This window comes from Actinomadura rudentiformis (assembly GCF_008923185.1).
Lineage (GTDB): Bacteria > Actinomycetota > Actinomycetes > Streptosporangiales > Streptosporangiaceae > Spirillospora > Spirillospora rudentiformis.
Genome location: NZ_WBMT01000003.1, coordinates 99,783 through 123,662, shown reverse-complemented (window position 1 = coordinate 123,662; position 23,880 = coordinate 99,783). Strand labels below are relative to the sequence as shown.

The following is a 23,880-nucleotide window of genomic DNA, read 5'->3' as shown; positions in this document are numbered from 1 at the left end:
AGGACAATCTAGAATTAGTTGACAGCTCGCTTTAGAGTTACTTCATGCTCGATTTGGAACGCCTGCGCGCACTGCACTCGGTCGCCACCTACGGCTCGGTGAGCGCCGCGGCCGACGTGCTCCACGTCACCACCTCCGCGGTCTCCCAGCAGCTGGCCAAGCTCGAGCGCGAGACCGGGCAGAAGCTGCTGGAGCGCAACGGCCGCGGAGTCCGGCTGACCGACGCCGCCGAGCTGCTCGTGACCCACGCGGACCGCATCCTGTCCCTGGTCGAACGGGCACAGGCCGATCTGGAGGCACACCGGGGCGCCGTGGTGGGCGAGCTGGCCGTCGCGGCCTTCCCGACCGCCATCCGCGGTCTCATGCCGGCCGCGCTGCGCGCCCTGCGCGCGGACCACCCCGACCTCCGCGTGATCGTGGGTGAGGAGGACCCGATGCAGAGCATCCCGCGCGTCGTGCGCGGAGATCTCGACATGGCGGTCGTCCAGGACTGGAACAACGAGCCGCTGCCGATTCCCGAGGGCCTGCTCCGCGGCACGATCTGCTACGACGTGGCCGACGTCGCGCTGCCGGGCGGCCACCCGCTCGCCGATCGCGACGAGGTGGAGCTCAAGGAGCTGGCGGGCGACTCGTGGATCAGCTCGACACCGGGCAGCATCTGCTGCGACTGGCTCACGCACACGCTGCGTTCGATCGACGCCGAGCCGCGCATCGACCACATGGCCTACGAGTTCGCCACCCAGCTCGCCCTGGTCGAGGCCGGTCTGGGCAACGCCGTCCTGCCCCGTCTGGGTCGCTGTGACGTGCCCGAGGGCGTACGCGTCGTGCCGCTGAAGACCTCCCTGTCCCGCCGCATCTACGCGGTCTGGCGGGAGGAGGCGGCCCGGCGCCCCGCCATCCGCGCCGCCATGGACGCCCTGCGCGCCGCCGCCCCCGACGAGGCCGCCAAATGATCATTTGAGTCGCGGGTTGCGAGCGGCCCGGGCGGCGCCAGGACGTGCCGAGCGGCGTGCCCGGCGGCCGTCCGGGAGCGGTCACGGCGAAGCCTTCCGGCCGGTCGAGAGAGATGGCAGGCTCCGTGCGCATGGACACCGTTCGGGTCCTCACAGTGATCGCCGGTCTGCTCCTCCTCCCCGCATGCGGTGGCGGTGATGATGGCTCCTCCACCGGGAAAGGGCGTTCCTCATCGGCCAGTCCGTCCGCGTCCTCCGCGTCGCCGGCGTCCTCTCCGCCGCCGTCTCCCGCGCAGGCACCGCATCCGTACGCGGGGCGCACGATCGAGGGCGTGTTCATGAACGACCGCTCCTCCGGCGGGCTCGTCTTCGCTCCCGCGAAGGTCGACTTCCTGGAGCCGGGCATGTACGACGTGATCCGCACCGGCGAGTTCAGGCCCGTCGTGCTCGCCCCGTCGGCGCGGTTCTACGGGGTCGGGCTCTCGGTGGAGGGCGGCCAGAGCAAGATCACCAAACCGCGGATGAGCCGGGCCGCCTTCGACACGGCCGTGGCCAGGACGCGGGAGAAGGCGGGCCGCAAGATCATCGGTGGCCTGACCTGGAACGCCCGCTTCGACGCGGCGGGACAGGTCTTCGAGGCGGCAAAGCAGCCACAGGACCTTTGATGGGATCATGGCCTTGTGACGTACGAGCTGGTCATCTGGCACGAGGACGCCCCGGTCGACCGCGAGCAGGCAGCGACGGCGTTCGAGCAGGCCACTCCGCATCCGGCGGTCGCCGCGTTCGCAAAGGAGTTCGGCGGGCGCTTCCCGGATGTGGAGATGTCAGCCGAGCATGAGCGTTTCGCTCGCGTGCGGATGGATCCGGAACGCGCGGACGAGGTCTCCGCACAGGTCTACGCGCTGGCGCGGGCGCTCGGGCTGACCTGCTACGACCCGTACCGCCGGCTGGTGCACAATCTCGGGCCGACCGGGGCGTACGAGGGCATGCAACTGCACACGGGCGACGGCGTCCAGGTCGTCGATCCCGATCTGGGCCTCGTCCGGGACGTCCTGGAACGGCTGTCGGACCAGAACCCGTTCGCCGCGCTGGTCGTCTTCGGCGAGCATTTCGTGCAGGCCGCGCCAGAGCCCGGCGGCTACGAGCTTGAGTACAAGGACAGCCGCCAGAACAAGCTTCACCGGACCCACGTGACCGATCTCGCCGTGGTCCAGCGGGCCTTCGACGAGTACGCGCGTGGCGACCGGGCCTTCCTCGATCGCCACGCCTGGGAGGGGTGATCCAGGGCCCGAGGGGAGGCGGCCCCTCGGGGGAGTGGGGGCCCTGAATCACCGGCTCATGTGGTGGCGAGCGCCTCTGTCGGCGAAAGCCGGGACGCACGGACCGCCGGGTAGAGACCCGCCAGCGCGCCGATGGCCAGCGTCGCGCCGATCCCGCCCAGCACCGCCCACGCCGGGATGATGATCGGCCAGCCCTGGTAGATGGCGTAGCCGCCGGTCACCAGGCTGCCGATCAGCGCGCCGCCCGCCCCGCCCAGCGCGGAGAGCAGCAACGACTCCGCCAGGAACTGGGTGCGGATCTGCCCCTTCGTCGCTCCGAGCGAGCGCCGCAGCCCGATCTCCGAACGCCGTTCCAGCACCGAGATGACCATGGTGTTGGCCACCCCGACGCCGCCCACGAGCAACGCCACCGCGCCGAGCCCGAGCAGCAACCCGGTGAGGGCCTCGTCGGCGGCCTGCCTGGCGGCGAGCGCGTCCGAGGGACGCGACACCTCCACCTCGTTGGGCGCCTCGGGGTTGGCGGTGGCCCCGAGCACGGACCGCACCGCCTCGACGCTCGCGTCGTCCGAACGGGTGAAGACCGTGGTCGGATGCCCGTCGAAGCCCAGCTCCGACTTCGCCACCGGCCAGCCGACCAGCGCCGCGCTGTTCAGCTCCTCGGCGAGCGGAGCCGGTTCGAGGATGCCGACGACCGTGAACAGCTCGCCGCCGATCACCACCTGGGTGGCCGGACCGGCCTGGCTGATGCCGAGCTTCTCCGCCGCGGCCGAGCCCAGCACCGTCGCCGGGTACGTGCTCGTCGCCTCGTTCAGCCAGGTGCCCGCGCGCAGCCGTGCGCCGATCGCCTCGCGCAGCCCGGTGCGGGCGGCGTACGTCGCGATCCCGCCGGTCTCCGCCTCGTCGATCTTGCTGTTGCGGTAGACCTTCGCCTCGTCGATCAGGCCGATCGCCGACACCGTCCGCACCGGCGCGATCCGGGCCACCATCGCCTCGGACTCGTTCGGCAGCTGGGCCTCGTCCCCGGTCAGGGTCTGGCCGGGCGATACCTTCAGCAGGTTGGTCCCCAGCGACGCCAGGGTGCGGTCGAGGTCGGCCCGCGACGACGAGGAGATGCCGACGACGGCGACCATCGCCGCGATGCCGATGGCGATGCCGAGCGCGGACAGGAACGCCCGCATCGGGCGGGTGCGCAGGCCCACCGCGCCGACCTTGACCACGTCGCCCGGCCACATCCGGGCCGGTCTGAGCGAGGGGCCGATCGCCGCCATCAGCCCACCACCGCCGGGACGAGATCGGGCCGTCCCGAGTCCGCCACCACCAGGCCGTCGCGCATCCGGATCTGCCGGGGGAGCGTGGCCGCGATGTCCCGGTCGTGCGTGATGATCACCACCGTGGTGCCGGCGGCGTGCAGCTCGCGCAGGAGCGACATCACCCCGGCCCCCGAGGCCGAGTCGAGCGCCCCGGTGGGCTCGTCCGCGAGCAGCAGGGCGGGCTCTCCCGCCACGGCCCGCGCGATGGCGACGCGCTGCCGTTCACCGCCCGACAGCTCGTGCGGGTGGTGATCCATGCGATGTCCCAGCCCGACGCGTTCCAGCGCGGCCTCCGCACGACGGCGCCGGACGGCCGGGCGGTAGCCCGAATAGAGGAGCCCGTCCGCCACGTTGTCCAGCGCCGGCGTGCCCGGAGCCAGATGGAACTGCTGGAAGACGAAGCCGATCCGGCTCGCCCGCAGCGCCGACAGCTTGGCGTCGGACAGCTTGCCGACCTCGTAGCCGTCGATGTGCACCGTGCCCGAAGTCGGCCGGTCCAGCGTGCCGAGGACGTTCAGCATGGTCGACTTGCCCGACCCGGACGGGCCGACGATCGCGGTCAGCTCGCCCGCGCCGATGTCCAGCGAGACGCCGCCGAGCGCGGTCACCCCGCCGGAGTAGCGCTTGGTCACGTCCCGAAGGGAGATCATTTCGGCATCCCCACGATCGTTCCCTCGGTGATGCCCTCGCCGGACACCTCGACCTTGCCGTCCGCGAACAGCCCGGTCTTGACCGGCACGTAGGACGTGGTGGCGCCGTTGACGACCTCCACGCCGAACCCGCCCTCCTGGAGCGCCAGCAGTGCCGCGACCGGCACGGTCAGCACGTCCTTGCGGGTCCCGGCCGTGAACGTGACGTCCACCGAGGCCATCGCGTAGTCCGCGGCCGCCTTCTGGGCCTTGGCGCCCTTGAGCTCGACGATCACCTCGACCTTGGTCGTGGCCTCCTCGTTCCCGCTCGCCGGCTGGATCACCGTGGAGACCTCGTCGATCCGGCCGGGCACGCTGGTGTCGTCGGGCAGCGTCACCTCGACGGTCGCGCCCTTCTTGGCCAGCCGCTGGTCGGCGGTCTCCAGCTCCACGGTGACGGCCTTGTCGGTCCCGGTGTACGAGAGCACCTTGCCGCCGGGACGCGTCGGATCGCCCTCGCCCGCGTGCAGGCTCTCCACCCGGATCTCGCCGGGAACGAAGACCACCCGGCCGAGCTCGACCTCGCCGGTCTCCTCCAGGCCCTTGTCGTCCTGCCACTCGCGTACGGCGTCGGCGGTGTCCCCGGTGTACTCGTCGTCCACCGTGAACCCGTCGTAGCCGAGGGCGCTCAGGTTGCGTTCCAGCTGCAGGACGTCCGACCCCTCGACGCCCGATCGCAGGGTCCGGTACGCGGGCTTGGACCCGTACATGAGCAGGACGGGGTCGTCGTCGACCTTGTAGAGCGGCTTGCCACGGCCGATCTCGCTGCCGCTGTCGGGCAGGGCGGTGAGCGTGCCCGACAGCCTGCTGGTCGCGGTGCTGGTCGTCCCGAAACCGAGCTGCCCGTCGGCCTCCTGGGTGTCCTCGAGCGTCTCCTTGGAGACCTTTGCGGTCTTCGGCGGCAGGTTGCTCGCCGTCGTGCCGCTGGACCCGTCGCCCTGGCCGAGGGCCAGCGCCGCCGCGACGGCCACGCTCCCAGCGGCCACCACGGCGACGGCCACGATGAGCTTCTTCCGGGAACGTCGCCGGCGGGGTCGCTTGTCCGCCGCCCGCCCCGCCGGAACTGGAGGCTCCTCGGGCGGGGCCGGCCTGGCCTGCCCGTCGACCCCCTGCCCGTCGGCGGCGGGCGTCGGCCCGCCGCCCCCGTGCTCGCCCACTGCCGTCACTGCCCGGCCCCGCCGCCGTTGGCGCCGCCGCGCTGCATGATGGACATGCAGGCCTTCTGGGCGGCCTCAAGGTCGGGGTCGTCCCCGATCTGCTCCTTGTTGATCATGACGCCGCGCTGGCCCGGCTTGGGGTTGGGGAACTTCTCCACGCCGTTCTTCCGCATGCATTCGGCGAACTGGAGGCTCCGCTTTTCGGCCTCGGGGTCCGAGCCGGGGGCGGCGTCCTGCATCGGGTTGAACTCGCGGCAGGCCTCCTGCGCCTTGTCCACCGTGGACTTCGGGGTCTTCCCGTCCAGCTTGAGCTGGATCCCGCCGCCCGGCTTGGGGTCGTCCATCGGGACACCGTTCTTGCGCATGCACTCGGCGTACTTGGCTCCCCGTTCCCCCGGGCTGAGCGTCGCGCCGCCGGTGCTGCCCGCCTGCTTGCCGTTGTTGACGGTCGCGACGCCGGGCTTCTCCTCGTCCCCGCCGCACGCGGTGAGGGTGAGGGCCATTGCCAGCGGAAGGGCCGCCAGCACACTGATCTTCTGCAGTCGCATGTGTCTTCTCCTCGATCGAACCGGATCGGTTCCGGTGGATGACGGGCATGCAACCGGGTCCCGCGTTTCCCCTCCGTTTCTCGCGTCCCTAACAGAAAAGAAACAGCCCGATCGTCACGATGGCCGCTGGGAGTCATCGGAGGGACGGGACAGATGCGGGTGCTGGTGGTGGAGGACGAGCGGTTGCTCGCGGACGCGATCGCCGAGTGGCTGCGGGACGAGGCGCACGCGGTCGATCTCGCCTACGACGGGGCGGCGGCGCTCGAACGGGTCGCGGTCAACGACTACGACGTCGTCGTCCTGGACCGTGACCTGCCGCTCGTGCACGGGGACGAGGTCTGCCGGGAGCTCGCCGAGGCGGAGTCGGTGGTCCGCGTCCTCATGCTGACCGCCGCCGCCGAGGTCACCGACCGGGTCGAGGGTCTCGGGATCGGCGCGGACGACTACCTCACCAAGCCCTTCGCCTTCCCCGAACTGGCCGCCCGCGTACAGGCGCTCGGCCGCCGGTCCCGCCCTGCCGCGCCGCCGGTGCTGCGCCGCGCCGGCATCACGCTGGATCCGGCGCGCCGGGAGGTGTTCCGGGACGGGCGCTACGTTCCGCTGGCCCGGAAGGAGTTCGCCGTGCTGGCGGAGCTGCTCCGCGCCGAGGGGACCGTCGTCTCCGCGGAACGGCTGCTGGAGAAGGCGTGGGACGAGCATGCCGACCCGTTCACCGGCGCCGTCCGGCTCACCATCCTCAAGCTGCGCCGCAAGCTCGCCGACCCGCCCGTGGTCGAGACCGTCAAGGGAGTGGGGTACCGGATCCGATGAAGCTGAAGCGCCTGCGGCAACGCCGTCTCTCTCTCCGCGCACGGCTCACGCTGACCTACGGCGGGCTGTTCTTCGTCGCCGGGCTGCTGCTGCTCGGCGTCACCTACGTCCTCTTCGACCAGCAGCTCGCCCAGCGCGGCCAGAAGTTCCTCGCGATCACCAAGTCGGACCCGTCCGGCGAGAGGACCACGGTGGCGCCGCAACCACCGAACGCGGTGCGCCCGGAAGACCGGCTCATCTCCCCCGATATGGACCGTTTCCTCAAGGCGGAGCGGGACAAGCTGCACGACGCCGCCGTGACCTCCCTGGTCACGCAGGGCGGGCTGGCGTTGGTGGCGGTCGGCGGGCTGGCGGTGGGCTTCGGCTGGCTCATCGCCGGTCGCATGCTCGCCCCGCTGCACAAGGTCACCGACACCGCGCGGCGCATCGCGAGCGCGCCCGCCGCCGACCACAACCTGCATGAACGGATCGCGCTCCGCGGCCCGAACGACGAGGTCAAGGAGCTCGCCGACACCTTCGACACCATGGTCGAACGGCTCGACCGGTCCTTCGACGGGCAGCGCCGCTTCGTCGCCAACGCCTCGCACGAGCTGCGGACCCCGCTCACGCTGGGCCGCGCCCTGGTCGAGGTCGCCATGCACCGCAAGACGGCCTCGCCCGACGTCATCCAGCTGGGCGAGACCCTGCTGGAGATCAACTCCCGGCACGAACGCCTGATCGGCGGCCTCCTGCTGCTGGCCAGATCCGAGAACGAGATCACCGACCGTGCCCCGGTCGACCTGGCGGACGTCGTCGGCCACGTCACCGCCCAGACCGCCCGCGAGGCGGCGCACGCCGAGATCACCGTCCGGGAGGAGCCCGGCGAGGCCCTCACCTCAGGCGACGCCCTCCTGCTGGAACGCCTCGTCCAGAACCTCGTCGAGAACGGCATCCGGCACAACTCCGGTCCCGGCGGCTGGGTGGAGGTGACCAGCCGCGCCGACGCCGGCCAGGTCGAGCTGACCGTCAGCAACTCGGGTCCCGCCGTCCCGCCCTACGAGATCCCCGCGCTGTTCGAGCCCTTCCACCGCTTCGACAGCGACCGCCTGGTCACCCCCAAGGGCGCCGGTCTCGGCCTCTCGATCGTCCGTTCCATCGTCGGCGCCCACTCGGGCCGGATAGCCGCGAGCCCACGCCCGGGCGGAGGCCTGGTGGTCACCGTCACCCTCCCCGCCTGCCCGCCCGACACCCGTGAGGCCCTCCGCCCGGACCGCCAGATAGAGATCATCCGCTCGTAGGTCTCATGTGGCGGGGTGGCCGGGGGGTGAGGTCGGGGGCGGGTACACAAGGGGCGCGCGGGTAACCTGGCGACGCCATGACTGCTGATAAGACGATCGTTCACCTGCTGCGGCACGGTGAGGTGCACAACCCTGAGGGTGTGCTGTACGGGCGGCTGCCGGGGTACCGGCTGAGTGAGGACGGGATCCTCATGGCCAAGGCCGCAGCCAGGTGGTTCGCCGAGCGGGACGTCACGGCGGTGTTCTCATCGCCGATGCAGCGCGCGCTGGAGACGGCGGCGCCGCTGGCGGACGCGCTCGATGTGCCGGTGACGGTGGACGACCGGCTCATCGAGGCCGACAACCACTTCGAGGGGATGACGTTCGGGGTGGGGTCGGGCTCGCTGAAGCGGCCGGAGCACTGGCGTTACCTGCTGAACCCGCTCCGCCCCTCCTGGGGCGAGCCCTACAAGGAGGTCGCCGCCCGGATGAAGGCCGCGGTGATCCGGGCGAGGGACACCGCCAGCGGGCACGAGGCCGTCTGCGTCAGCCACCAGCTGCCCGTCTGGGTCCTGCGGCTGCGGGCCGAGCACCGGCGGTTGTGGCACCATCCCGCGAAGCGCCAGTGCGATCTGGCCAGCGTCACGTCCCTGGCCTTCGAGGGCAGCCGGCTGGTGGAGGTCTCCTACCACGAGCCCGCCGCCGGGATCGCCAAGGGCCCCAGTGTCGCAGGCGCCTGACCCGGCCGCTACATTGAGTACTACAAGCTGTAGTTGTAGGAGGGTCCGTTGAACCCCCGCACCTCCCCCGGGCTGTTCGCCGCCGTGGTCGCCCTGTCGGTCGCTTCGTCCACGGCGCTGGCGGGCTGCGCGGGATCGTCGGCGTCGGGTCCCGACGGGAGCGGCAACCGCTTCGTCGGGGGCGACGGCAACGCGCAGGAGATCAAGGTCGCCGACCGCAAGGCCGCCCCGCAGGCGGAGGGCACGACGCTGGAGGGCAAGCCCCTCAAGCTCGCCGAGCTTCGCGGCAAGGTCACCGTGGTCAACTTCTGGGCCTCGTGGTGCGCCCCCTGCCGGGGCGAGGCGCCCTCCTTGGAGCAGGTCTACAAGGAGAACAAGGCCAAGGGCGTGGAGTTCGTCGGCGTCGGGTTCAAGGACAGCCGCGACAACGCCAAGGCCTTCGAACGCAAGTTCAAGATCTCCTACCCGAGCCTGTTCGACGAGAGCGGGCAGATCACGCTCGCCTTCCGCGACGTGCCGCCGAACGCGATCCCCAGCACGCTGATCCTCGATCGGCAGGGCCGGGTCGCCGCCCGCATCGTGGGTGCGACGACCTACTCCAAGCTGGGCCCGCTCGTCGCCAAGGTCGCGGCCGAGAAGTGATACGGCGCGGAGTGAGCCAGTGATACGGCGCGGAGTGAGCCAGTGATACGGCGCGGAGTGAGCCAGTGATACGGCGCGGAGTGAGCCAGTGATACGGCGCGGAGCGAGCCCATGATCGCGGCCGCGGTCGGCGAGACCGTCACCAGCGGGTCGTTGCTGCTGGCCGCGCCGCTGGCCGCCCTGGCCGGGCTGGTCTCGTTCGCCTCGCCGTGCGTGCTGCCGCTCGTGCCCGGCTACCTCTCGTACGTGACCGGCATGAGCGGGGCGGACCTGGCCGATCAGCGGCGCGGACGGCTGGTGGCGGGGGCCGCGCTCTTCATCGCGGGCTTCACCCTGGTCTTCGTGAGCTACGGGATGGTGTTCGGCGGGCTCGGGCGCTGGCTGCTGGAGTACCAGGACCCGATCACCCGGGTGCTCGGGGGCGTCACGATCGTGTTCGGGCTGGCGTTCATGGGTTTCGTGCCGGGGCTCCAGCGGACCGTGAAGTCCGGGAGGCTCCCTGAGGCCGGGCTGGTGGGCGCGCCGCTGCTGGGCGTGCTGTTCGGCGTCGGCTGGACGCCCTGCATCGGCCCGACGCTCGGCGCCGTCCAGGCGCTGTCCATCACCGAGGCGAGCGCGGGCCGCGGCGCGCTACTGTCGCTGGCGTACTGCTTGGGACTCGGCCTTCCCTTCGTGATCACCGCGCTGGCGTACCGGCGGGCCCTCGGGACCTTCGGGGCGGTCAAGCGGCACTACCGGCTGGTCATGCGCATCGGCGGCGGCATGCTCGTCGTGATCGGGTTGCTGCTGGTGACCGGCGTGTGGAGCGACCTGACCATCCAGCTGAAGTCGTGGATCAGCGGCTTCGAACCGGTGATTTGAGATGAACGACACCGACAGCGCCACCGAAATCGAACCCGGCGTCGCGGCGCCCCCGGAGCGGCAGGCCGCCGAGGAGACGCCGCGGCCCAAGGGGCTGGGCCCGATCGGGTGGCTGCGCTGGTTCTGGCGCCAGCTCACCACGATGCGCACGGCGCTGATCCTGCTCTTCCTGGTCGCGCTGGGCGCCGTGCCGGGCTCGATCCTGCCGCAACGACCGCAGGCCCCGGAGAAGGTCGACCAGTACTTCACCGACCACGCGTCGCTCGCGCCGTGGCTGGACAGGTTCTCCCTGTTCGACGTCTTCGGCGCGCCGTGGTTCGCGGCGATCTACATCCTGCTCTTCGTGTCGCTCGCGGGGTGTGTGATCCCGCGAGCGTTCAAGCACTACCGCGCGATGCGCGCCCGCCCGCCGGCCGCGCCTCGCAACTTGATGCGGCTGCCGCAGTCCGAGTCGTACGAGACGGACGCCGAGCCGGACGAGGTCCTGGAGGAGGCGCGCAAGCTGCTGCGCGGGCGCCGCTTTCGTGTGGACGTGGCAGACGGAGCCGACGAGAACGGCAGGGGCAAGAGCTCGGTCGCGGCAGAGAAGGGCTACCTGGGGGAGACCGGCAACCTGGTCTTCCACCTCGCCCTGCTGGCGCTGCTGTTCGCGCTCGGCCTCGGCTCGTCGTTCGGCTACCGGGGCAATGTGCTGCTGACGGAGGGAAACACCTTCGCCAACTCGTTGTCGCGGTACGACCAGTTCATGCCGGGGCGCGAGTTCGACTCGGACGATCTGCCGCCGTTCACCATGACCCTCGACGACTTCAGGGCGACGTACGAGACGCAGGGGGCCAAGCGCGGCCAGGCCACCGACTACCTGGCCAAGGTGCGCTATCGCGAGACGCCGACCTCACCGGAGAAGTCGTACGACCTGAAGGTCAACCACCCCCTGAAGGTGGGCGGCGCCAAGGTCTACCTGCTCAACCACGGCTACTCGCCCGTCTTCACGGTGCGCGACGCCAAGGGCAACGTCGCCTTCCGGGACGCGGTGCCCTTCCTCCAGATGGAGAACCGCAACCAGACGGCCGAGGGTGTGATCAAGGTCCCCGACGCCGAGCCGGACCAGCTGGCCTTCTACGCCATCCTGTGGCCGACCGCGGTGGCCACCCCGGACCAGAAGCAGATCGTGTCCGCCTTCCCCGCGCCGCTCAATCCGATGATCACGATCTCCTCGTTCAAGGGTGATCTGGGCCTGGACTCCGGCACCCCGCAGTCGGTCTACAAGCTCGAAGGCATCGGCAAGACGCTGCAGCCCCTCGGCCGGGACGGCCAGAAGATCATGAAGCCCGGGGAGACGTTCACGCTCCCGAACGGCGCCGGGAGCGTCAGGTTCGAAGGCCTCAGGGAGTGGGCGAGCCTCTCGGTCAACCGCGACCCGGGCCGGATGCCGGCGCTGATCGCGGCGATCCTGGCGATCGCGGGCGTGGTCGCCTCCTTCATGGTCCGCCGCCGCAGGGTGTGGGTCCGTGCGACCGCCGGAGAGGACGGGCGTACCGTGGTCGAGGTCGGCGGGCTGACGCTCGGCAACCCGACCTCCGAGTTCGACGACATCGTGGCCGCGCTCCGCGGCGAGCAGGACAAGCCCGGCACAGACAAGTCCGGCGACGACAACGCAAGCACCGATCAGGCCGCCGGCGACAAGGCAAGCAACGATCAGGCCGCCGCTTCGGCAACCGAATCTGAGGAGTGACGAGGGTGAGCACTGCCGACCTCGCGGAACTGAGCGACAAGCTCATGCTGAGCACTGTCGTGCTCTACATCGTCGCCATGGTCGCCTACGCGGCCGATCTGGGCTTCGGGCCGAGGCGGCGAGCCGAGGCCAGGACCGAGGCCGAGGCCAAGGTCCTCGTCGGCGCCGGCGGCGCCGAAGTGGCCGACGACACGCCCGCCAAGAGCGCCGCCACCGAGGAAGAGCCCGAGAGCCGCGACTGGGGGCGGCTGGCGGTCCTGCTGAACGTCCTCGGCTGGGGTGCGCACCTGGGATTCATGGTGACCCGCGGGCTGGCCGCCGAACGCTGGCCGTGGGGCAACATGTACGAGTTCCTCACCGCCATCGCGTTCGCCGCCGTGAGCGCCTACCTCGTCGTGATGTTCCGCTACAAGGCCCGCTTCCTCGGCGCGTTCGTCATGCTCGCCGCGGTGATCGCCCTCGGCATCGCCAACATCTGGCTGTACGACAAGGTCGGCCCGCTCGTGCCCGCCCTCAACTCGTACTGGATCGCCATCCACGTCAGCGCCGCCATCATCGCGACCGGCGCGTTCACCGTCGCCGGCGCCTCGACCATCCTGTACCTGTTCAAGGCGCGCCAGGAGGCCCGGGTGGCGGTGGCGGCGGGTGCCGACGGCCCCAGGCTCGCGCCCTCCGACGCGGCGGGCGGCTTCCTCGCCCGGGTGCCATCGGCCGACAATCTCGACCGGCTGGCGCTGCGCGTCACCATGTTCGCGTTCCCGATCTGGACCGCCGCGATCATCATGGGCGCCATCTGGGCGGACGAGGCGTGGGGCCGCTACTGGGGCTGGGACCCCAAGGAGATCTGGTCGTTCATCACCTGGATCGCGTACGCGGCCTACCTGCACGCGCGGGCGACCGCCGGGTGGCGCGGACGCAAGGCAGCGATCCTCTCGCTCGTCGCGTTCGGGTGCCTGCTGTTCAACTTCTTCGGTGTGAACTACATGTTCTCCGGCCTGCACTCGTACGCGTAAGCCTCGTACGTATGTGAGCAGGATCTCACTCGTCGTCGCGCAGGCGGCGTTCGAGATCCTCCAGGAACGCCGGGTCGTCGTCCGGGCCCTTCGGTGCGCCTGAGGCGCCCGGCGGCGGCCACACGGCCTCCTCGGGCGCGCGCCGTGGTCTGCCCCACAGCAGCCATGCCCCCGCACCGAGCAGGGATCCAAGCAGAACGACAAGGAACCAGCCGAACTTGGGCAGATGCCGTACGTCGGTCTCATCGGTGCCGAGGACGTCGAAGAGGCAGAACAGCCAAACTCCTACAAGGATGAGCACGAGCAGCACAAACGCCATCCCTTGAGATTAGTCCGTGACTCGTGGGGATGACGCGGTGTCGGGTTCCGGCTTACCCTGCCACGGGGGCCCTGGCGCTTGATGATTCGGGGGGCCCGCTGACAGAGGAGCCCGATGCGCTTCAGAGGCATCCATCGCAAGTCCCGGGAACTGAGGGACACCTCGTATTCGCCGTCGCCCGCGCCTCCGGACTCGGGGCAGCGTCCGGAGACCCGGCAGTTCCGCCCGCGCAGCAACCAGCCACGGGATCGGTTCGGCAGGTTCCGCAAGGCGGGGCGGGACGACGACTTCGCGGTGCGGGCCGCGGCCGACGCGGCCTCCGACGCCGCGGTCGGGCCCCGGCGCCCCGGAGGCGCCCGTAGGGATGCGCGCCCGGTCGGCTATTCGTGGCGTGACTTCGAGCTCGACGACGAGCTGCCGCGTGCCGAGCCGCATCCTCCCGGCATGCCGAATCCCGCCGCCGACGGCCGCCTGCACTGTGGCGTGCTGGAGGGGATCCTCTACCGCCAGTGGGACGCCCGGCAGGGCCCGCCGACCCCCGAGGTCGTCCGGGCCGTCGAGAGCCTCGCGGGCCTGCCCGACTCGCTCAAGGAAAAGCTGGCGAGCGGGCTCGACGGCATCTACGTGGGCCCGGGCGGCGTCCCGCAGCTCGACGACATGGGTCATCTGCGCGACCGGCCGCTGCCGTCCGGCCGCGCGACCTGGGACATCTGCGCCGGCGCGTACGGCGACCGGAAGATCGTGGTGGGGGACCGCCCCTCACCCACCCCCGACGTGATGATGCACGAGGTCGGCCACGCCCTCGACGACATCGACGGCGGGGACGGCGGCTGGCAGTCCGACAGCCCGGCGTTCCGGGCGTTGTACGACCAGTGCCGGCCGTTCCTCGCCAGCGATTTCCACCTGCAGCCGGATGATCTCGGCCGCCGGGAGTTCTTCGCCGACGCGTTCGCCGCGATCTCCGCCCGGCAGCGACCCGCCCTGGTCGATATGCTCGCCGGCAACATTCGCGCCGCCCTCGACGTCATGCTCTTCTTCAACCGAAGATACGGAATCTGACGGACCAGCGATATCTGACGGACCAGCGATGGAAACCCCGAACGGAACCTCAAGGCTGCACGACCAGCACCGAAGGTGATCGACGATGTACGTGATCCGGCTACCCGACGGAACGCTCCGGGTGCCCCAGAGCGTTCTGCTCAACCCCGACGAGGGCACGGACGAGGGACGGATCATCGCCCAGGCGTACGTGGAGATCGGCCCCGGCGACCCCGACTACGACCGGCTGCTCGGCCAGTCACTGACCGAGGCGGAGCTGGAGGAGAAGCGCCGCGGCTGGCGCGACGGGGACGCCGACCTGCTCCGTCAGTTCGAGGAGTGGAAGGCGGGCAGGGACGACCAGTCCCGGTGAGGGATGAGGTCTTGGCGGTGAAGGAGAAGAGGGCCGCCGCGGGGGAAGGGCGGACCGAGTCGGGTCTCAGGTGCTCAGCGCACGTGCTCGGCTACCGGCTCTTCCCCGCGCAGCAGCGCGTGTACTTCGGACTCGCGGAAACGGCGGTGCCCGCCGGGAGTGCGGATGCTGCTGATCCTGCCGGCCGCGGCCCAGCGCGTCACGGTCTTGGGATCGACCCGGAAGAGGGCTGCGACCTCTCCTGGGGTGAGCAGACGCTCGCTCGTGCTTTCCACGTTATCTCTCCCCCTTTGTCCCGCTCTCGGTGCGGGTGGACTGTTTCCTAGTGTGGCGGGTCAAGACCGATTTCTCCCTTGTTTTCGCAAAACATCACCGTGAGTGATCGCGCGAACAGCAGAAATAACGTGAAGTAAACATGGCATTGGGCACAGTGGTCACGTCGATCTCTATAACCGCGCCGTGTCCCGATCGGAACCGCCCCTTAACCACCTCAGAGGACATCCCCGTAGGCTCGGTCGCATGTCCGATCTCGTGCCTCTGGAGGAGGTCGAACGCGCGGCCGCGCAGCTCGCGGGTGTCGCCGTCCGAACCCCGCTCGTGCCCTTTCCGCTGAGCGATCCGCGGCTCCTGGTGAAGGCCGAGTCGCTGCAGCCGATCGGTGCGTTCAAACTGCGCGGTGCATACGCGACGATCGCCGCGATGCCGGAAGACCAGCGGCAGAAGGGTGTGGTGACGCATTCCAGTGGTAACCATGCGCAAGCGGTCGCCTATACGGCACGGGCATTGGACATTCCGGTGGTACTCGTCATCCCGCACACCACCCCCGGTGTGAAGGTCGAGGCGTGCATGGCGCTGGGCGCGGAGATCGTGTACGTCGAGCCCACGATGGAGGACCGGGTCGCCACCGCCGAACGGCTGGCCGAGGCGCACGGATTCACGCTCGTGCCGCCCTTTGACCATGCGGGAATCATCGCGGGTCAGGGCACCGTCGGCCTGGAGATCGTTCAAGATTGCCCGGAAGCCGGAGTCGTGCTGGTCCCGGTCGGCGGCGGGGGCCTCATCGCCGGCGTCGCCGCCGCGGTCAAGCAGCTGAGCCCGGAGACCAAGGTCATCGGGGTGGAGCCCGAGCTCGCCGCCGACGCCCGCGCCTCGTTCCGCGCGGGCAAGCCGGTCGCCTGGTCGGCCGAGGAGACCGGCCGCACCATCGCCGACGCGCTGCGTGCCCAGCGGCTCGGCGACCTGCCGTTCGCCCACATCAACGAGTTCGTGGACGACATCATCACGGTCACCGAAGACGAGATCCGGCAGACGATGCGCAGGCTCGCCCGCCAGACCCGGCTCATCGCCGAGCCCGGCGGCGCCGTGGCGACCGCGGGCTATCTCTTCCACCGCCACGAGCTCCCGGCCGCGGAGACCTATGTGTCGGTGCTGTCCGGCGGCAACGTGGACCCGGCGCTATTCCTGGAGGTGCTCGCGTGAGGGCGGCGCTCATGTGAATCGCTCACGTGAACGTCGTAAGGGCCAGGTGGCGGACGGGCTGCGACCGGGCGCGGGTAGTCTCGAAGCGTCATGCGTTCCGTCATCTCCTACACCGCCGCGCGGCTGGGCATCTTCGTCGCCACCGCCGCCGTCCTCGCGCTCTTCGGCGCCCGCGGCGTGCTGCTGCTCCTGCTGGCCCTGCTGATCAGCGGGATCATCAGCTTCGTCCTGCTGTCCGGCCAGCGGGACGCGATGTCGTCCGCCGTCACCTCCGGGCTCCAGGCGCGCCGCAAGAAGTTCGAGCAGTCCCGCACCAAAGAGGACGGCCAGACCAACTAGCCGGCATCTCCTTCTCCGGCGCCTGCAACGTTCCGCCTCGCCGGGCCACTTCCTTGTGAATGATCACAAGGAGGAGCCCAACGATGCGACCCCCTGCCTATCGCGCGAGAACGGCCGGTGCCATCGCGCTGGCCACGCTCGCCACCGCGCTGTCACCGTTGACGGCAGACGCCACGGCCACCGACGGGCCGGTCCCGTCCCCGGACCAGCGCGTGAGCGTGACCCTGGTGACCGGCGACAAAGTGCATGTGAACGGCCGGTCCGTACGGATCGAGCCAGGTCCCGGCCGCAAAGGCCTGGTCTTCTTCCGCCGGGTGCACAGGCGCGAGCTGACCATCGTCCCGGCCGACGCCGCGCCCCTGGTGACCGCCGGACGCCTGGACGCCGGGCTCTTCAACGTCAGCCGTCTCCTCCGCGACGGATATGACGACCGGAAGCGCCGCGACCTGCCGCTGATCGTCGCCGGCGCGGCGCGGCCCTCCGGCACCCGGGTCACCAGGACGCTGGGGGCGCTGAACGGGGCGGCCGTCAGTACCCGCAAGGACCAGGCCGCGACCTTCTGGGCCTCGGTCAAGGCCGGGAACGCCAGAGTGTGGCTGGACGCGCGGGTACGGGCGAGCCTCGACAAGAGCGTGCCGCGCATCGGGGCGCCCGCGGCATGGGAGGCGGGCCGTACGGGCAAGGGTGTGACGGTCGGGGTCCTCGACACGGGCATCGACGCGGGCCACCCGGACCTCGCGGACGCAGTCGCCGCTTCCAAGGACTTCACCGGGAACGCCAAGGGCGTGCAAGACGGCAACGGCCACGGCACCCATGTCGCCTCGATCATCACCGGTGACGGTGTCGCCGACCGGCGTTTCCGGGGCGTCGCGCCCGACGCCAAGCTGGTTGTCGGCAAGGTGCTCGACGATGCCGGCAACGGCACCATGTCGCAGCTCATCGCGGGCATGGAGTGGACAGCCGGGCAGCGACTCCGCGTCGTGAACCTGAGCCTCGGGGTGTCCCTGCCCAGCGACGGCACGGATCCGGTCTCCGCCGCCGTCAACACCCTCACGGCTCGCACCGGAACCCTCTTCGTCGTCGCTTCCGGCAACGCAGGCGCCGACGAATCCGTCGGCGCGCCCGGCCTCGCCGACGCCGCTCTGACCGTGGGTGCCGTGGACGGAGACGACAGCCGGGCGCCGTTCTCCAGTAGCGGACCGCGTCCAGGTGACGGCGCCGTCAAACCCGACATCACCGCGCCCGGCGTCGACATCGCCGCCGCTCGCGCGCAGGGCACCGAGCTCGGTGAGCCGGTCGGCGACCGCTATGTGCGCGCCAGCGGCACGTCGATGGCGACGCCGCACGTGGCGGGTGCCGCCGCCCTCATCGCCCAGGCCAATCCCGGCTGGGCACCCGCACGTCTCAAAGCCGCTCTGATGAACACCGCCAAGCCCAACGACACCGACACCGTCTACCGGCAGGGCGCGGGACGCGTCGATGTCGGCCGGGCCGTCTCCCAGCGGATCTGGACCGACGAGGGCAGCCTGTCCTTCCACGTCAAGGCGAAGGCCGGCAAGGCCGTGACCTTCCGCAACGACTCCTCGGCCCCGGTGACCCTCGATCTCGACCTCGCCGCCCGGAACCCGTCCGGTGAACCGGCCCCCGAGGGCATGTTCGAGGTCAGCCCCGCGAAGATCGAGATTCCCGCCAACGGAACGGCGTCCGCCTCCGTGACCGTCGACCCCGCCAAGGCCTCTGCGACCGGTTCGTACAGCGGCAGGCTCACCGCCGGTCAGCTGACGCTGCCGGTCGGAGCCTTCGTGGAGCCGCCCCTTCACACCGTGACGCTGAGCGGCATCGACAGGACGGGACAGCCCGTGGGCGGCACGGTCGAGTCGCTGCCCTGGGTCGGGCTCATCGATCTGAAGACCGGTGAATACGCCCGCACGTTCGTCAGCGGCGGCAAGGTCGTCGCACGCGTCCCGGCCGGCCGGTACGGGCTGACCGCCGCCGTCAACACCCTGGCCGCTGACGGCACGTTCAAGGACAGCACTCTTTTCTCCCGGCCCGTCCTCGACGTCGATCGCGACATCACGATCCACGCCGACGCCCGCCGTGGCAAGCGCGTCTCCGCCCGGCTGGACAGCCGTACCGCGGTGCAGAGCGGATTCGACGAGGCAGGGGTGTCAGAGACCGTCGCCGGGAACGCGGCCATCTTCGGCATCGGCTCCGACAGCCCGGCCGTCGGACTCTTCGCGGAGCCGTCCGCGAAGACCACCGATCACCCGTACGCCTTCTACTTCGTGACCACGCGCGTCGAGCCGGACGGACCCCGCGCTTACCATCTCGCTCTGCTCAGCCAGAAGCGAATCCCGGCCAATCCCACATTCCGTGTCCCGGACCGCCGACTCGCGCGGCTGGACTCTCGCTATCACTCCGACAAACCGCTCTCCGGCCGCCGCACTACGGGCGTGGTCTTGCCCGGTCAGTTCTTCCCGAGTGGAGGAGGCGAATACGCCGTTTCGTTGCCCGGCCGCCGCATCGAGTTCTACTCGCCGGTACAAAACGTGAACTGGGCTCGCTATCTAGAAACCGGCGAGTCGAACACAGGCTTCGTGGAGAACGCGCTCGACCCGCCGATGTCCGCCGGCCGTTCGCTGCGCGCCGACTGGAACAAAGCGGCGTTCACCACGTCCTCACGAGGCATGCGCAAGTGCGCCAGGTGCCCCATGGCGGTCACCGTCGGGCCCTTCGACTCGGCGAACGCCTCATGGCAGACGAAGCCCGAGACCCAGACCACCGTCACCGTCCACCGGGACGGGCAGCTGCTCGGCTCCGCCGACTCCCATACGGTCGCCGTCACCACCCCGCCGGGCCGGGCCTCCTACTCTGTGCATGCGACGGCCACCCGCCAGGTCGCGTGGACGGCGCTGGGCACCAGGTCAGAGGCCCGCTGGACCTTCCCCTACACCCCAACGTCCAAGGCGGGCGAGGAGCCCCCGCTCTACTCCCTGCGCGCCACCGGCCCGTTCGACCTCGACAACCGCGCACCATCCGGCCCGTTCCAACTGACCGTCAAGGTCGTCGACACGCGCCTGGACACCCAGGCCCATCCCCTGCCCACCCTGCGGACACTGACGGCCGAGGTCTCGTACGACGACGGCAGGACATGGCACGAGACCAAGGTGACTGCTGACGGGACCAACCGCTGGCAGGCCCAGCTCGTTCACCCGACAACCCACCAAGGCCACGTTTCGCTCCGCCTCCGCGCCTCCGACGGCGACGCCGCCTCGGCGGAGCAGACCGTCCTCCGCGCCTACGGCCTGCGCTGATCGATATGCGTGAATCGGCTCCGCCAGGCAACCTTTGCCCCGCTCCGAACGGGTACTAGTACACAACCCTGGACGGAGCCGATTCATGCGACGACGACTTCACCGGATTCTGCGCCGGATGGTGCTGTTCACGGTGCGCCAACTGCTGTTGCTGCGCCGGGTGCCCAGACCCGGAGAACGACCGCGGGTGCGCGTTCTTCTCCAGCACGCGCACGGGATGGGCGGCACCATCCGCACGGTGCTCAACCTCAGCGGCCACCTCGCCCGCGACCACGACATCGAGATCGTCAGCGTGGTCCGCAGCAAGCCGGAGCCGTTCTTTCCCATCCCGCCGAACGTCCACGTGCGCTTCGCCGACGACCGCACCGCCGGCCCAACATTTCTTGCCCGGCTCCTGTCCCGTCTGCCGAGTGTGATCACGCCCATCGGCGACCCCACCTTCAAGAGGATGAATCTCTACACGGACCTCCGCCTTCTCCTCATCCTCTGCGGACGCTCCCCGAGCGTCCTGGTGGGCACGCGCCCGTCACTCAATCTCCTGGCCGCCGAACTCGCACCGCGCGGCACGGTCTCGATAGGCCAGGACCACATGAATCTCGATGCCTACCACTCCAACGTCCGCCGCGAGATCACGCGCTCCTACCACCGCTTGGACGCCCTCTCCGTCCTGACCGAACACTCGCGTGCGGCCTACACGTCATTGCTCCAGGGCTCACAGGTGCGGATCGAGCTCATCCCGAACGCCGTGCCCAAGCTGGCCGGGGGCCCATCCGCCCGCGACGCCAAGGTGATCCTCGCCGCGGGCCGCCTGACCACCCAGAAAGGATTCGACCTCCTCATCCAGGCGTACGAGCCGCTCGCCGCCGAGTTCCCCGACTGGACCCTCCGCATCTTCGGCTCGGGCCCGCAGCGGGCCCACCTCAAGACGCAGATCGCCGAGAAGGGCCTCAAGACCCAGATCGCCCTCCGGGGCCGCACCCCTCACCTCGCCGACGAGATGACCCGGGCCTCCATCCACGTCCTCTCGTCGCGCTTCGAGGGCCTGCCCATGGTCATCATCGAGGCCATGAGCAAGGGTCTCCCGGTCGTCGCCTTCGACTGCCCCACCGGCCCCGCCGAGATGATCATCGACGGCGTCGACGGCGTCCTCGTACCGGCCGAGGACGTCCAGGCCCTCACCGCCGCCCTGCGCAAGCTGATGGCGGACGCGGCCCTCCGCCACCGCCTCGGCGACCAGGCCTGCCGCTCATCCCAGGCCTACGACCCCGATCTGATCGCCACTCGCTGGACCACCCTGATCCGCGAACTGATCACCCGGCCGTCCTGAGATGACTCGCCGGTCCGGCCGTAGGGGCGGCCCGCCTTCGCATTCCGGGTGGCGGGGCCTTCTATGGTTGGGGGCATGACCCGCGCTTCACTCGACAAGCAGCCCGCCGACGTCGCCGCGATGTTCGACAGCACCGCCGAGCGGTACGACCTGCTCAACAGCCTGATGACCGGTGGACAGGACCGGCGGTGGCGGCGGGAGGTGGTCAGGGCCGTGGACGCCCGGCCGGGGGAGCGGATCCTCGACCTGGCCGCGGGGACGGGGACGTCGTCGGTGCCGTTCGCCGAAGCGGGGGCGGAGACGGTGGCCTGTGACTTCTCGCTCGGGATGTTGCGGGTCGGTGTCCGGCGGCAAGCGGGCGTCGAGCGGCTGCGGTTCGTGGCGGGGGACGCGTTGAGGCTTCCGTTCGGGGACGGTTCTTTCGACGCGGTGACGATTTCGTTCGGATTGCGCAACGTCGCGGACACGGATCTCGCGCTCCGGGAGCTGCGGCGGGTCGCCAAGCCGGGTGGACGGCTGCTGGTCTGTGAGGTCAGTCACCCGCCGAACGGATTGCTGGCGACGGGCCACAAGATGCACATGCGGTACGGGCTGCCGCTCCTGTCCAGAGTCAGCTCAAACCCCGATTCCTACAGGTACTTGGCCGAATCGACGCTGGCGTGGCCCGACCAGGCGGCGCTGGCCGGGCTGATCCAGAAGGCGGGCTGGGAGAAGGTCCGCTGGCGCAATCTGACGTTCGGGGTCGTGGCCCTCCACCACGCCATCAACCCGGGCTGACGTCATGGGACCGGTCCAAATCTCTGGATGCGCAGAGGTACCCACGGGCCGCCAATAAGGAATAGACTCCCCAACGGATCCTTGTGAAGTACTTCACAAGCGAACGAGCTAAAGAGGACGCTGTGACCGACTCCACCCGCACGGCAGACGTCATCGTCGTCGGGGCCGGCCCCGCCGGGTCCGGGACCGCCTACTGGCTGGCGCAGGCCGGCCTGGACGTGTTGCTGCTGGAGAAGGCGACGTTCCCGCGCGACAAGATCTGCGGCGACGGGCTCACGCCGCGCGCCGTGCGGGCACTGGTCGGCATGGGCGTGGACATCAACGCGCCCGGATGGGCCCGCAACAAGGGCCTGCGCATCTACGGCGGCGGCACCAAGATCGAGCTGCCGTGGCCGGAGCTGGCGAGCTTCCCCGACTTCGGGCTCGTGCGGACGCGCATGGACCTCGACCAGCTGCTGGCCGAGCACGCGGTCAAGGCCGGGGCCAAGCTCCTGCAGGGCTGCAACGTCCAGGCGCCGATCCTGGACGAGCGGACCGACCGGATCATCGGTGTGACCGCCAGGTACGAGGACGAGGACGTGGAGTTCCACGCGCCGCTCGTCGTGGCCGCCGACGGCAACTCGTCACGGTTGTCGCTGGCCATGGGCCTGCGGCGGCGCGAGGACCGGCCGATGGGCGTGGCCGTCCGGCGCTACTTCGAGAGCCCCCGCTCCACCGACGAGTACATGGAGGCCTGGCTGGAGCTGTGGGACGGCCAGCGCCTGCTGCCCGGCTACGGCTGGGTCTTCCCGGTGGCCGACGGCACCTGCAACGTCGGATTGGGCCTCCTCAACACGAGTAAGTCGTTCCAGAACGTCGATTACCGGGGCATGCTCAAACGCTGGTGCGCCAACATGCCCGAGGAATGGCAGTTCGATGAGGAGCACGCGACCAGCCCGATCCGCGGCGCGGCGCTCCCCATGGGCTTCAACCGGCAGCCGCACTACACGCGCGGCATGCTGCTGGTCGGCGACTCCGGCGGGATGATCAACCCGTTCAACGGGGAGGGCATCGACTACGCCCTCGAATCCGGCCATCTCGCCGCCGACATCATCGTTCAGGCGCTCGCCCGGCGGACCCCCGCGCAGCGGGAGCGGACGCTGTACGAATACCCCCGCATTCTCAAGGACGAGCACGGCGGCTACTTCACCCTCGCCCGCGTGTTCGTCCAGGCCATCGGCGACCCGCGGGTCATGAAGTTCCTGACCACGCACGGCCTGCCCCACCCCACGTTGATGCGGTTCACGCTCAAGCTCCTGGCGAATCTCACCGACCCCAAGGGCGGTGACGCGATGGACCGGGTCATCAACGCGATGCAGAAGGTGGCTCCCGCCGCTTGAGACCGACCCCCCGGAGGGGAGTGCTATTGATCGCCTTGGCTAAGGTGGCGACCCGTATTCGTGACGGACGTCACGAACTTGGACCGGGATGCGCCATCGAGACGTGTCCGAGAAATGCCTCCGGGCTGGACTCGCGGCACGCCCCGTACAACGTCGTACGAACCGAGGAGGGGCTGTAGAGGCATGGATCTCTATGTTCCGATCATCGTGCTTGGAGTGCTCGCCTTCGCCTTCGCGGCGGGTTCGGTGGCGATGGCCGCCTTCACGGGTCCCAAGCGCTGGAACCGGGCCCGGCTGGACGCCTACGAATGCGGTATCGAGCCGACCCCGCAGCCGGCCGGCGGCGGGCGTTTCCCGGTGAAGTACTACCTGACGGCGATGCTCTTCATCGTCTTCGACATTGAGATCATCTTCCTTTATCCCTGGGCGGTCGCCTTCGACCACCTCGGAATTTTCGGTCTTGTGGAGATGGTCCTGTTCATCCTCACCGTGCTGGTGGCGTACGCCTACATCTGGCGGCGCGGTGGTCTGGAGTGGGACTGAT

Annotated in this window: 25 protein-coding genes; 19 read left to right on the top strand and 6 right to left on the bottom strand. The window is 70.1% G+C overall.

Going from position 1 to position 23,880, the window contains the following annotated elements; translation table 11 throughout:
- The first annotated feature begins 44 nt into the window (after positions 1 to 44).
- The 3 genes from F8566_RS07140 (at position 45) to F8566_RS07130 (ending at position 2,233) form a co-directional block, all read left to right on the top strand.
- Complete coding sequence (locus F8566_RS07140) at positions 45 to 953, top strand: LysR family transcriptional regulator (RefSeq protein ID WP_151559151.1); 909 nt, start codon at positions 45 to 47, stop codon at positions 951 to 953.
- Between the two features lie 131 nt (positions 954 to 1,084).
- On the top strand, positions 1,085 to 1,618 hold the full coding sequence (locus F8566_RS49670) for a hypothetical protein (protein ID WP_192809555.1): 534 nt from the start codon (positions 1,085 to 1,087) through the stop codon (positions 1,616 to 1,618).
- Between the two features lie 15 nt (positions 1,619 to 1,633).
- The gene (locus F8566_RS07130) at positions 1,634 to 2,233 is read left to right on the top strand and encodes a hypothetical protein (protein WP_151559149.1); all 600 of its coding nucleotides are present in this window, start codon (positions 1,634 to 1,636) and stop codon (positions 2,231 to 2,233) included.
- A gap of 56 nt (positions 2,234 to 2,289) precedes the next feature.
- Here F8566_RS07130 and F8566_RS07125 read toward each other — a convergent pair whose 3' ends face one another.
- Genes F8566_RS07125 through F8566_RS07110 form a run of 4 tightly spaced genes read right to left on the bottom strand, consistent with a single transcriptional unit; the run spans position 2,290 to position 5,937 of the window.
- Entirely contained in the window at positions 2,290 to 3,501 is a 1,212-nt protein-coding gene (locus F8566_RS07125) for an ABC transporter permease (RefSeq protein WP_151559148.1), read from the bottom strand.
- Complete coding sequence (locus tag F8566_RS07120; RefSeq protein ID WP_151559147.1) at positions 3,501 to 4,193, bottom strand: ABC transporter ATP-binding protein; 693 nt, start codon at positions 4,191 to 4,193, stop codon at positions 3,501 to 3,503. Before F8566_RS07120 ends, F8566_RS07125 begins: the two co-directional genes overlap by 1 nt.
- Positions 4,190 to 5,389, bottom strand: a complete 1,200-nt coding sequence (locus F8566_RS07115; RefSeq protein WP_151559146.1) for a peptidoglycan-binding protein — start codon at positions 5,387 to 5,389, stop codon at positions 4,190 to 4,192. Before F8566_RS07115 ends, F8566_RS07120 begins: the two co-directional genes overlap by 4 nt.
- 5 nt (positions 5,390 to 5,394) lie before the next feature.
- Entirely contained in the window at positions 5,395 to 5,937 is a 543-nt protein-coding gene (locus tag F8566_RS07110) for a hypothetical protein (RefSeq protein ID WP_151559145.1), read from the bottom strand.
- Positions 5,938 to 6,090: 153 nt separating this feature from the next.
- Here F8566_RS07110 and F8566_RS07105 point away from each other — a divergent pair, with 153 nt between their 5' ends.
- The 7 genes from F8566_RS07105 (at position 6,091) to ccsB (ending at position 12,991) form a co-directional block, all read left to right on the top strand.
- Positions 6,091 to 6,747: a response regulator transcription factor gene (locus F8566_RS07105; protein WP_151559144.1), complete on the top strand. Its 657-nt coding sequence runs from the start codon at positions 6,091 to 6,093 to the stop codon at positions 6,745 to 6,747.
- Positions 6,744 to 8,024: a sensor histidine kinase gene (locus tag F8566_RS07100; RefSeq protein ID WP_151559143.1), complete on the top strand. Its 1,281-nt coding sequence runs from the start codon at positions 6,744 to 6,746 to the stop codon at positions 8,022 to 8,024. The genes F8566_RS07105 and F8566_RS07100 overlap by 4 nt, the downstream gene beginning before the upstream one ends.
- 77 nt (positions 8,025 to 8,101) lie before the next feature.
- Positions 8,102 to 8,743 carry a histidine phosphatase family protein gene (locus F8566_RS07095; protein WP_151559142.1) on the top strand — a complete coding sequence of 214 codons (642 nt, stop codon included), beginning with the start codon at positions 8,102 to 8,104 and terminating at the stop codon, positions 8,741 to 8,743.
- Between the two features lie 48 nt (positions 8,744 to 8,791).
- A complete protein-coding gene (locus F8566_RS07090; protein ID WP_225992933.1) occupies positions 8,792 to 9,385 on the top strand; it encodes a TlpA family protein disulfide reductase in 594 nt (197 codons plus the stop codon).
- Between the two features lie 111 nt (positions 9,386 to 9,496).
- Positions 9,497 to 10,246, top strand: coding sequence for a cytochrome c biogenesis CcdA family protein (locus tag F8566_RS07085; protein ID WP_151559141.1), 750 nt, complete (start codon positions 9,497 to 9,499; stop codon positions 10,244 to 10,246).
- A gap of 1 nt (position 10,247) precedes the next feature.
- Entirely contained in the window at positions 10,248 to 11,978 is a 1,731-nt protein-coding gene (gene resB, locus F8566_RS07080; protein ID WP_151559140.1) for a cytochrome c biogenesis protein ResB, read from the top strand.
- 5 nt (positions 11,979 to 11,983) lie between these two features.
- The gene (ccsB, locus tag F8566_RS07075) at positions 11,984 to 12,991 is read left to right on the top strand and encodes a c-type cytochrome biogenesis protein CcsB (RefSeq protein WP_225992932.1); all 1,008 of its coding nucleotides are present in this window, start codon (positions 11,984 to 11,986) and stop codon (positions 12,989 to 12,991) included.
- A 25-nt stretch (positions 12,992 to 13,016) separates the two neighbouring features.
- Here ccsB and F8566_RS07070 read toward each other — a convergent pair whose 3' ends face one another.
- On the bottom strand, positions 13,017 to 13,310 hold the full coding sequence (locus tag F8566_RS07070; protein WP_151559139.1) for a PLDc N-terminal domain-containing protein: 294 nt from the start codon (positions 13,308 to 13,310) through the stop codon (positions 13,017 to 13,019).
- Between the two features lie 114 nt (positions 13,311 to 13,424).
- Between F8566_RS07070 and F8566_RS07065 the strand changes: the two genes are divergently transcribed.
- Together F8566_RS07065 and F8566_RS07060 are read left to right on the top strand one after the other, a co-directional pair.
- A complete protein-coding gene (locus tag F8566_RS07065) occupies positions 13,425 to 14,369 on the top strand; it encodes a hypothetical protein (RefSeq protein ID WP_151559138.1) in 945 nt (314 codons plus the stop codon).
- An 85-nt stretch (positions 14,370 to 14,454) separates the two neighbouring features.
- Positions 14,455 to 14,721: a hypothetical protein gene (locus F8566_RS07060; RefSeq protein ID WP_151559137.1), complete on the top strand. Its 267-nt coding sequence runs from the start codon at positions 14,455 to 14,457 to the stop codon at positions 14,719 to 14,721.
- Positions 14,722 to 14,795: 74 nt separating this feature from the next.
- On the opposite strand, the gene F8566_RS07055 is transcribed toward F8566_RS07060, so the two are convergent.
- Positions 14,796 to 14,996 carry a BldC family transcriptional regulator gene (locus F8566_RS07055; protein ID WP_151559136.1) on the bottom strand — a complete coding sequence of 67 codons (201 nt, stop codon included), beginning with the start codon at positions 14,994 to 14,996 and terminating at the stop codon, positions 14,796 to 14,798.
- A gap of 244 nt (positions 14,997 to 15,240) precedes the next feature.
- Between F8566_RS07055 and F8566_RS07050 the strand changes: the two genes are divergently transcribed.
- The 7 genes from F8566_RS07050 to F8566_RS07020 all read left to right on the top strand — a co-directional run bounded on the left by F8566_RS07050 (position 15,241) and on the right by F8566_RS07020 (position 23,879).
- Positions 15,241 to 16,200, top strand: a complete 960-nt coding sequence (locus F8566_RS07050) for a threonine ammonia-lyase (protein ID WP_151559135.1) — start codon at positions 15,241 to 15,243, stop codon at positions 16,198 to 16,200.
- A gap of 90 nt (positions 16,201 to 16,290) precedes the next feature.
- Positions 16,291 to 16,539 carry a DUF4229 domain-containing protein gene (locus tag F8566_RS07045; RefSeq protein ID WP_151559134.1) on the top strand — a complete coding sequence of 83 codons (249 nt, stop codon included), beginning with the start codon at positions 16,291 to 16,293 and terminating at the stop codon, positions 16,537 to 16,539.
- Between the two features lie 83 nt (positions 16,540 to 16,622).
- On the top strand, positions 16,623 to 19,853 hold the full coding sequence (locus F8566_RS07040; RefSeq protein ID WP_151559133.1) for a S8 family serine peptidase: 3,231 nt from the start codon (positions 16,623 to 16,625) through the stop codon (positions 19,851 to 19,853).
- 85 nt (positions 19,854 to 19,938) lie between these two features.
- Positions 19,939 to 21,180, top strand: a complete 1,242-nt coding sequence (locus tag F8566_RS07035; RefSeq protein ID WP_151559132.1) for a glycosyltransferase family 4 protein — start codon at positions 19,939 to 19,941, stop codon at positions 21,178 to 21,180.
- Between the two features lie 75 nt (positions 21,181 to 21,255).
- Positions 21,256 to 21,957, top strand: a complete 702-nt coding sequence (locus F8566_RS07030; protein WP_151559131.1) for a demethylmenaquinone methyltransferase — start codon at positions 21,256 to 21,258, stop codon at positions 21,955 to 21,957.
- A 122-nt stretch (positions 21,958 to 22,079) separates the two neighbouring features.
- Entirely contained in the window at positions 22,080 to 23,336 is a 1,257-nt protein-coding gene (locus tag F8566_RS07025; protein WP_151559130.1) for a geranylgeranyl reductase family protein, read from the top strand.
- Between the two features lie 183 nt (positions 23,337 to 23,519).
- On the top strand, positions 23,520 to 23,879 hold the full coding sequence (locus tag F8566_RS07020) for an NADH-quinone oxidoreductase subunit A (protein WP_151559129.1): 360 nt from the start codon (positions 23,520 to 23,522) through the stop codon (positions 23,877 to 23,879).
- The last annotated feature ends 1 nt before the right edge of the window (position 23,880 follow it).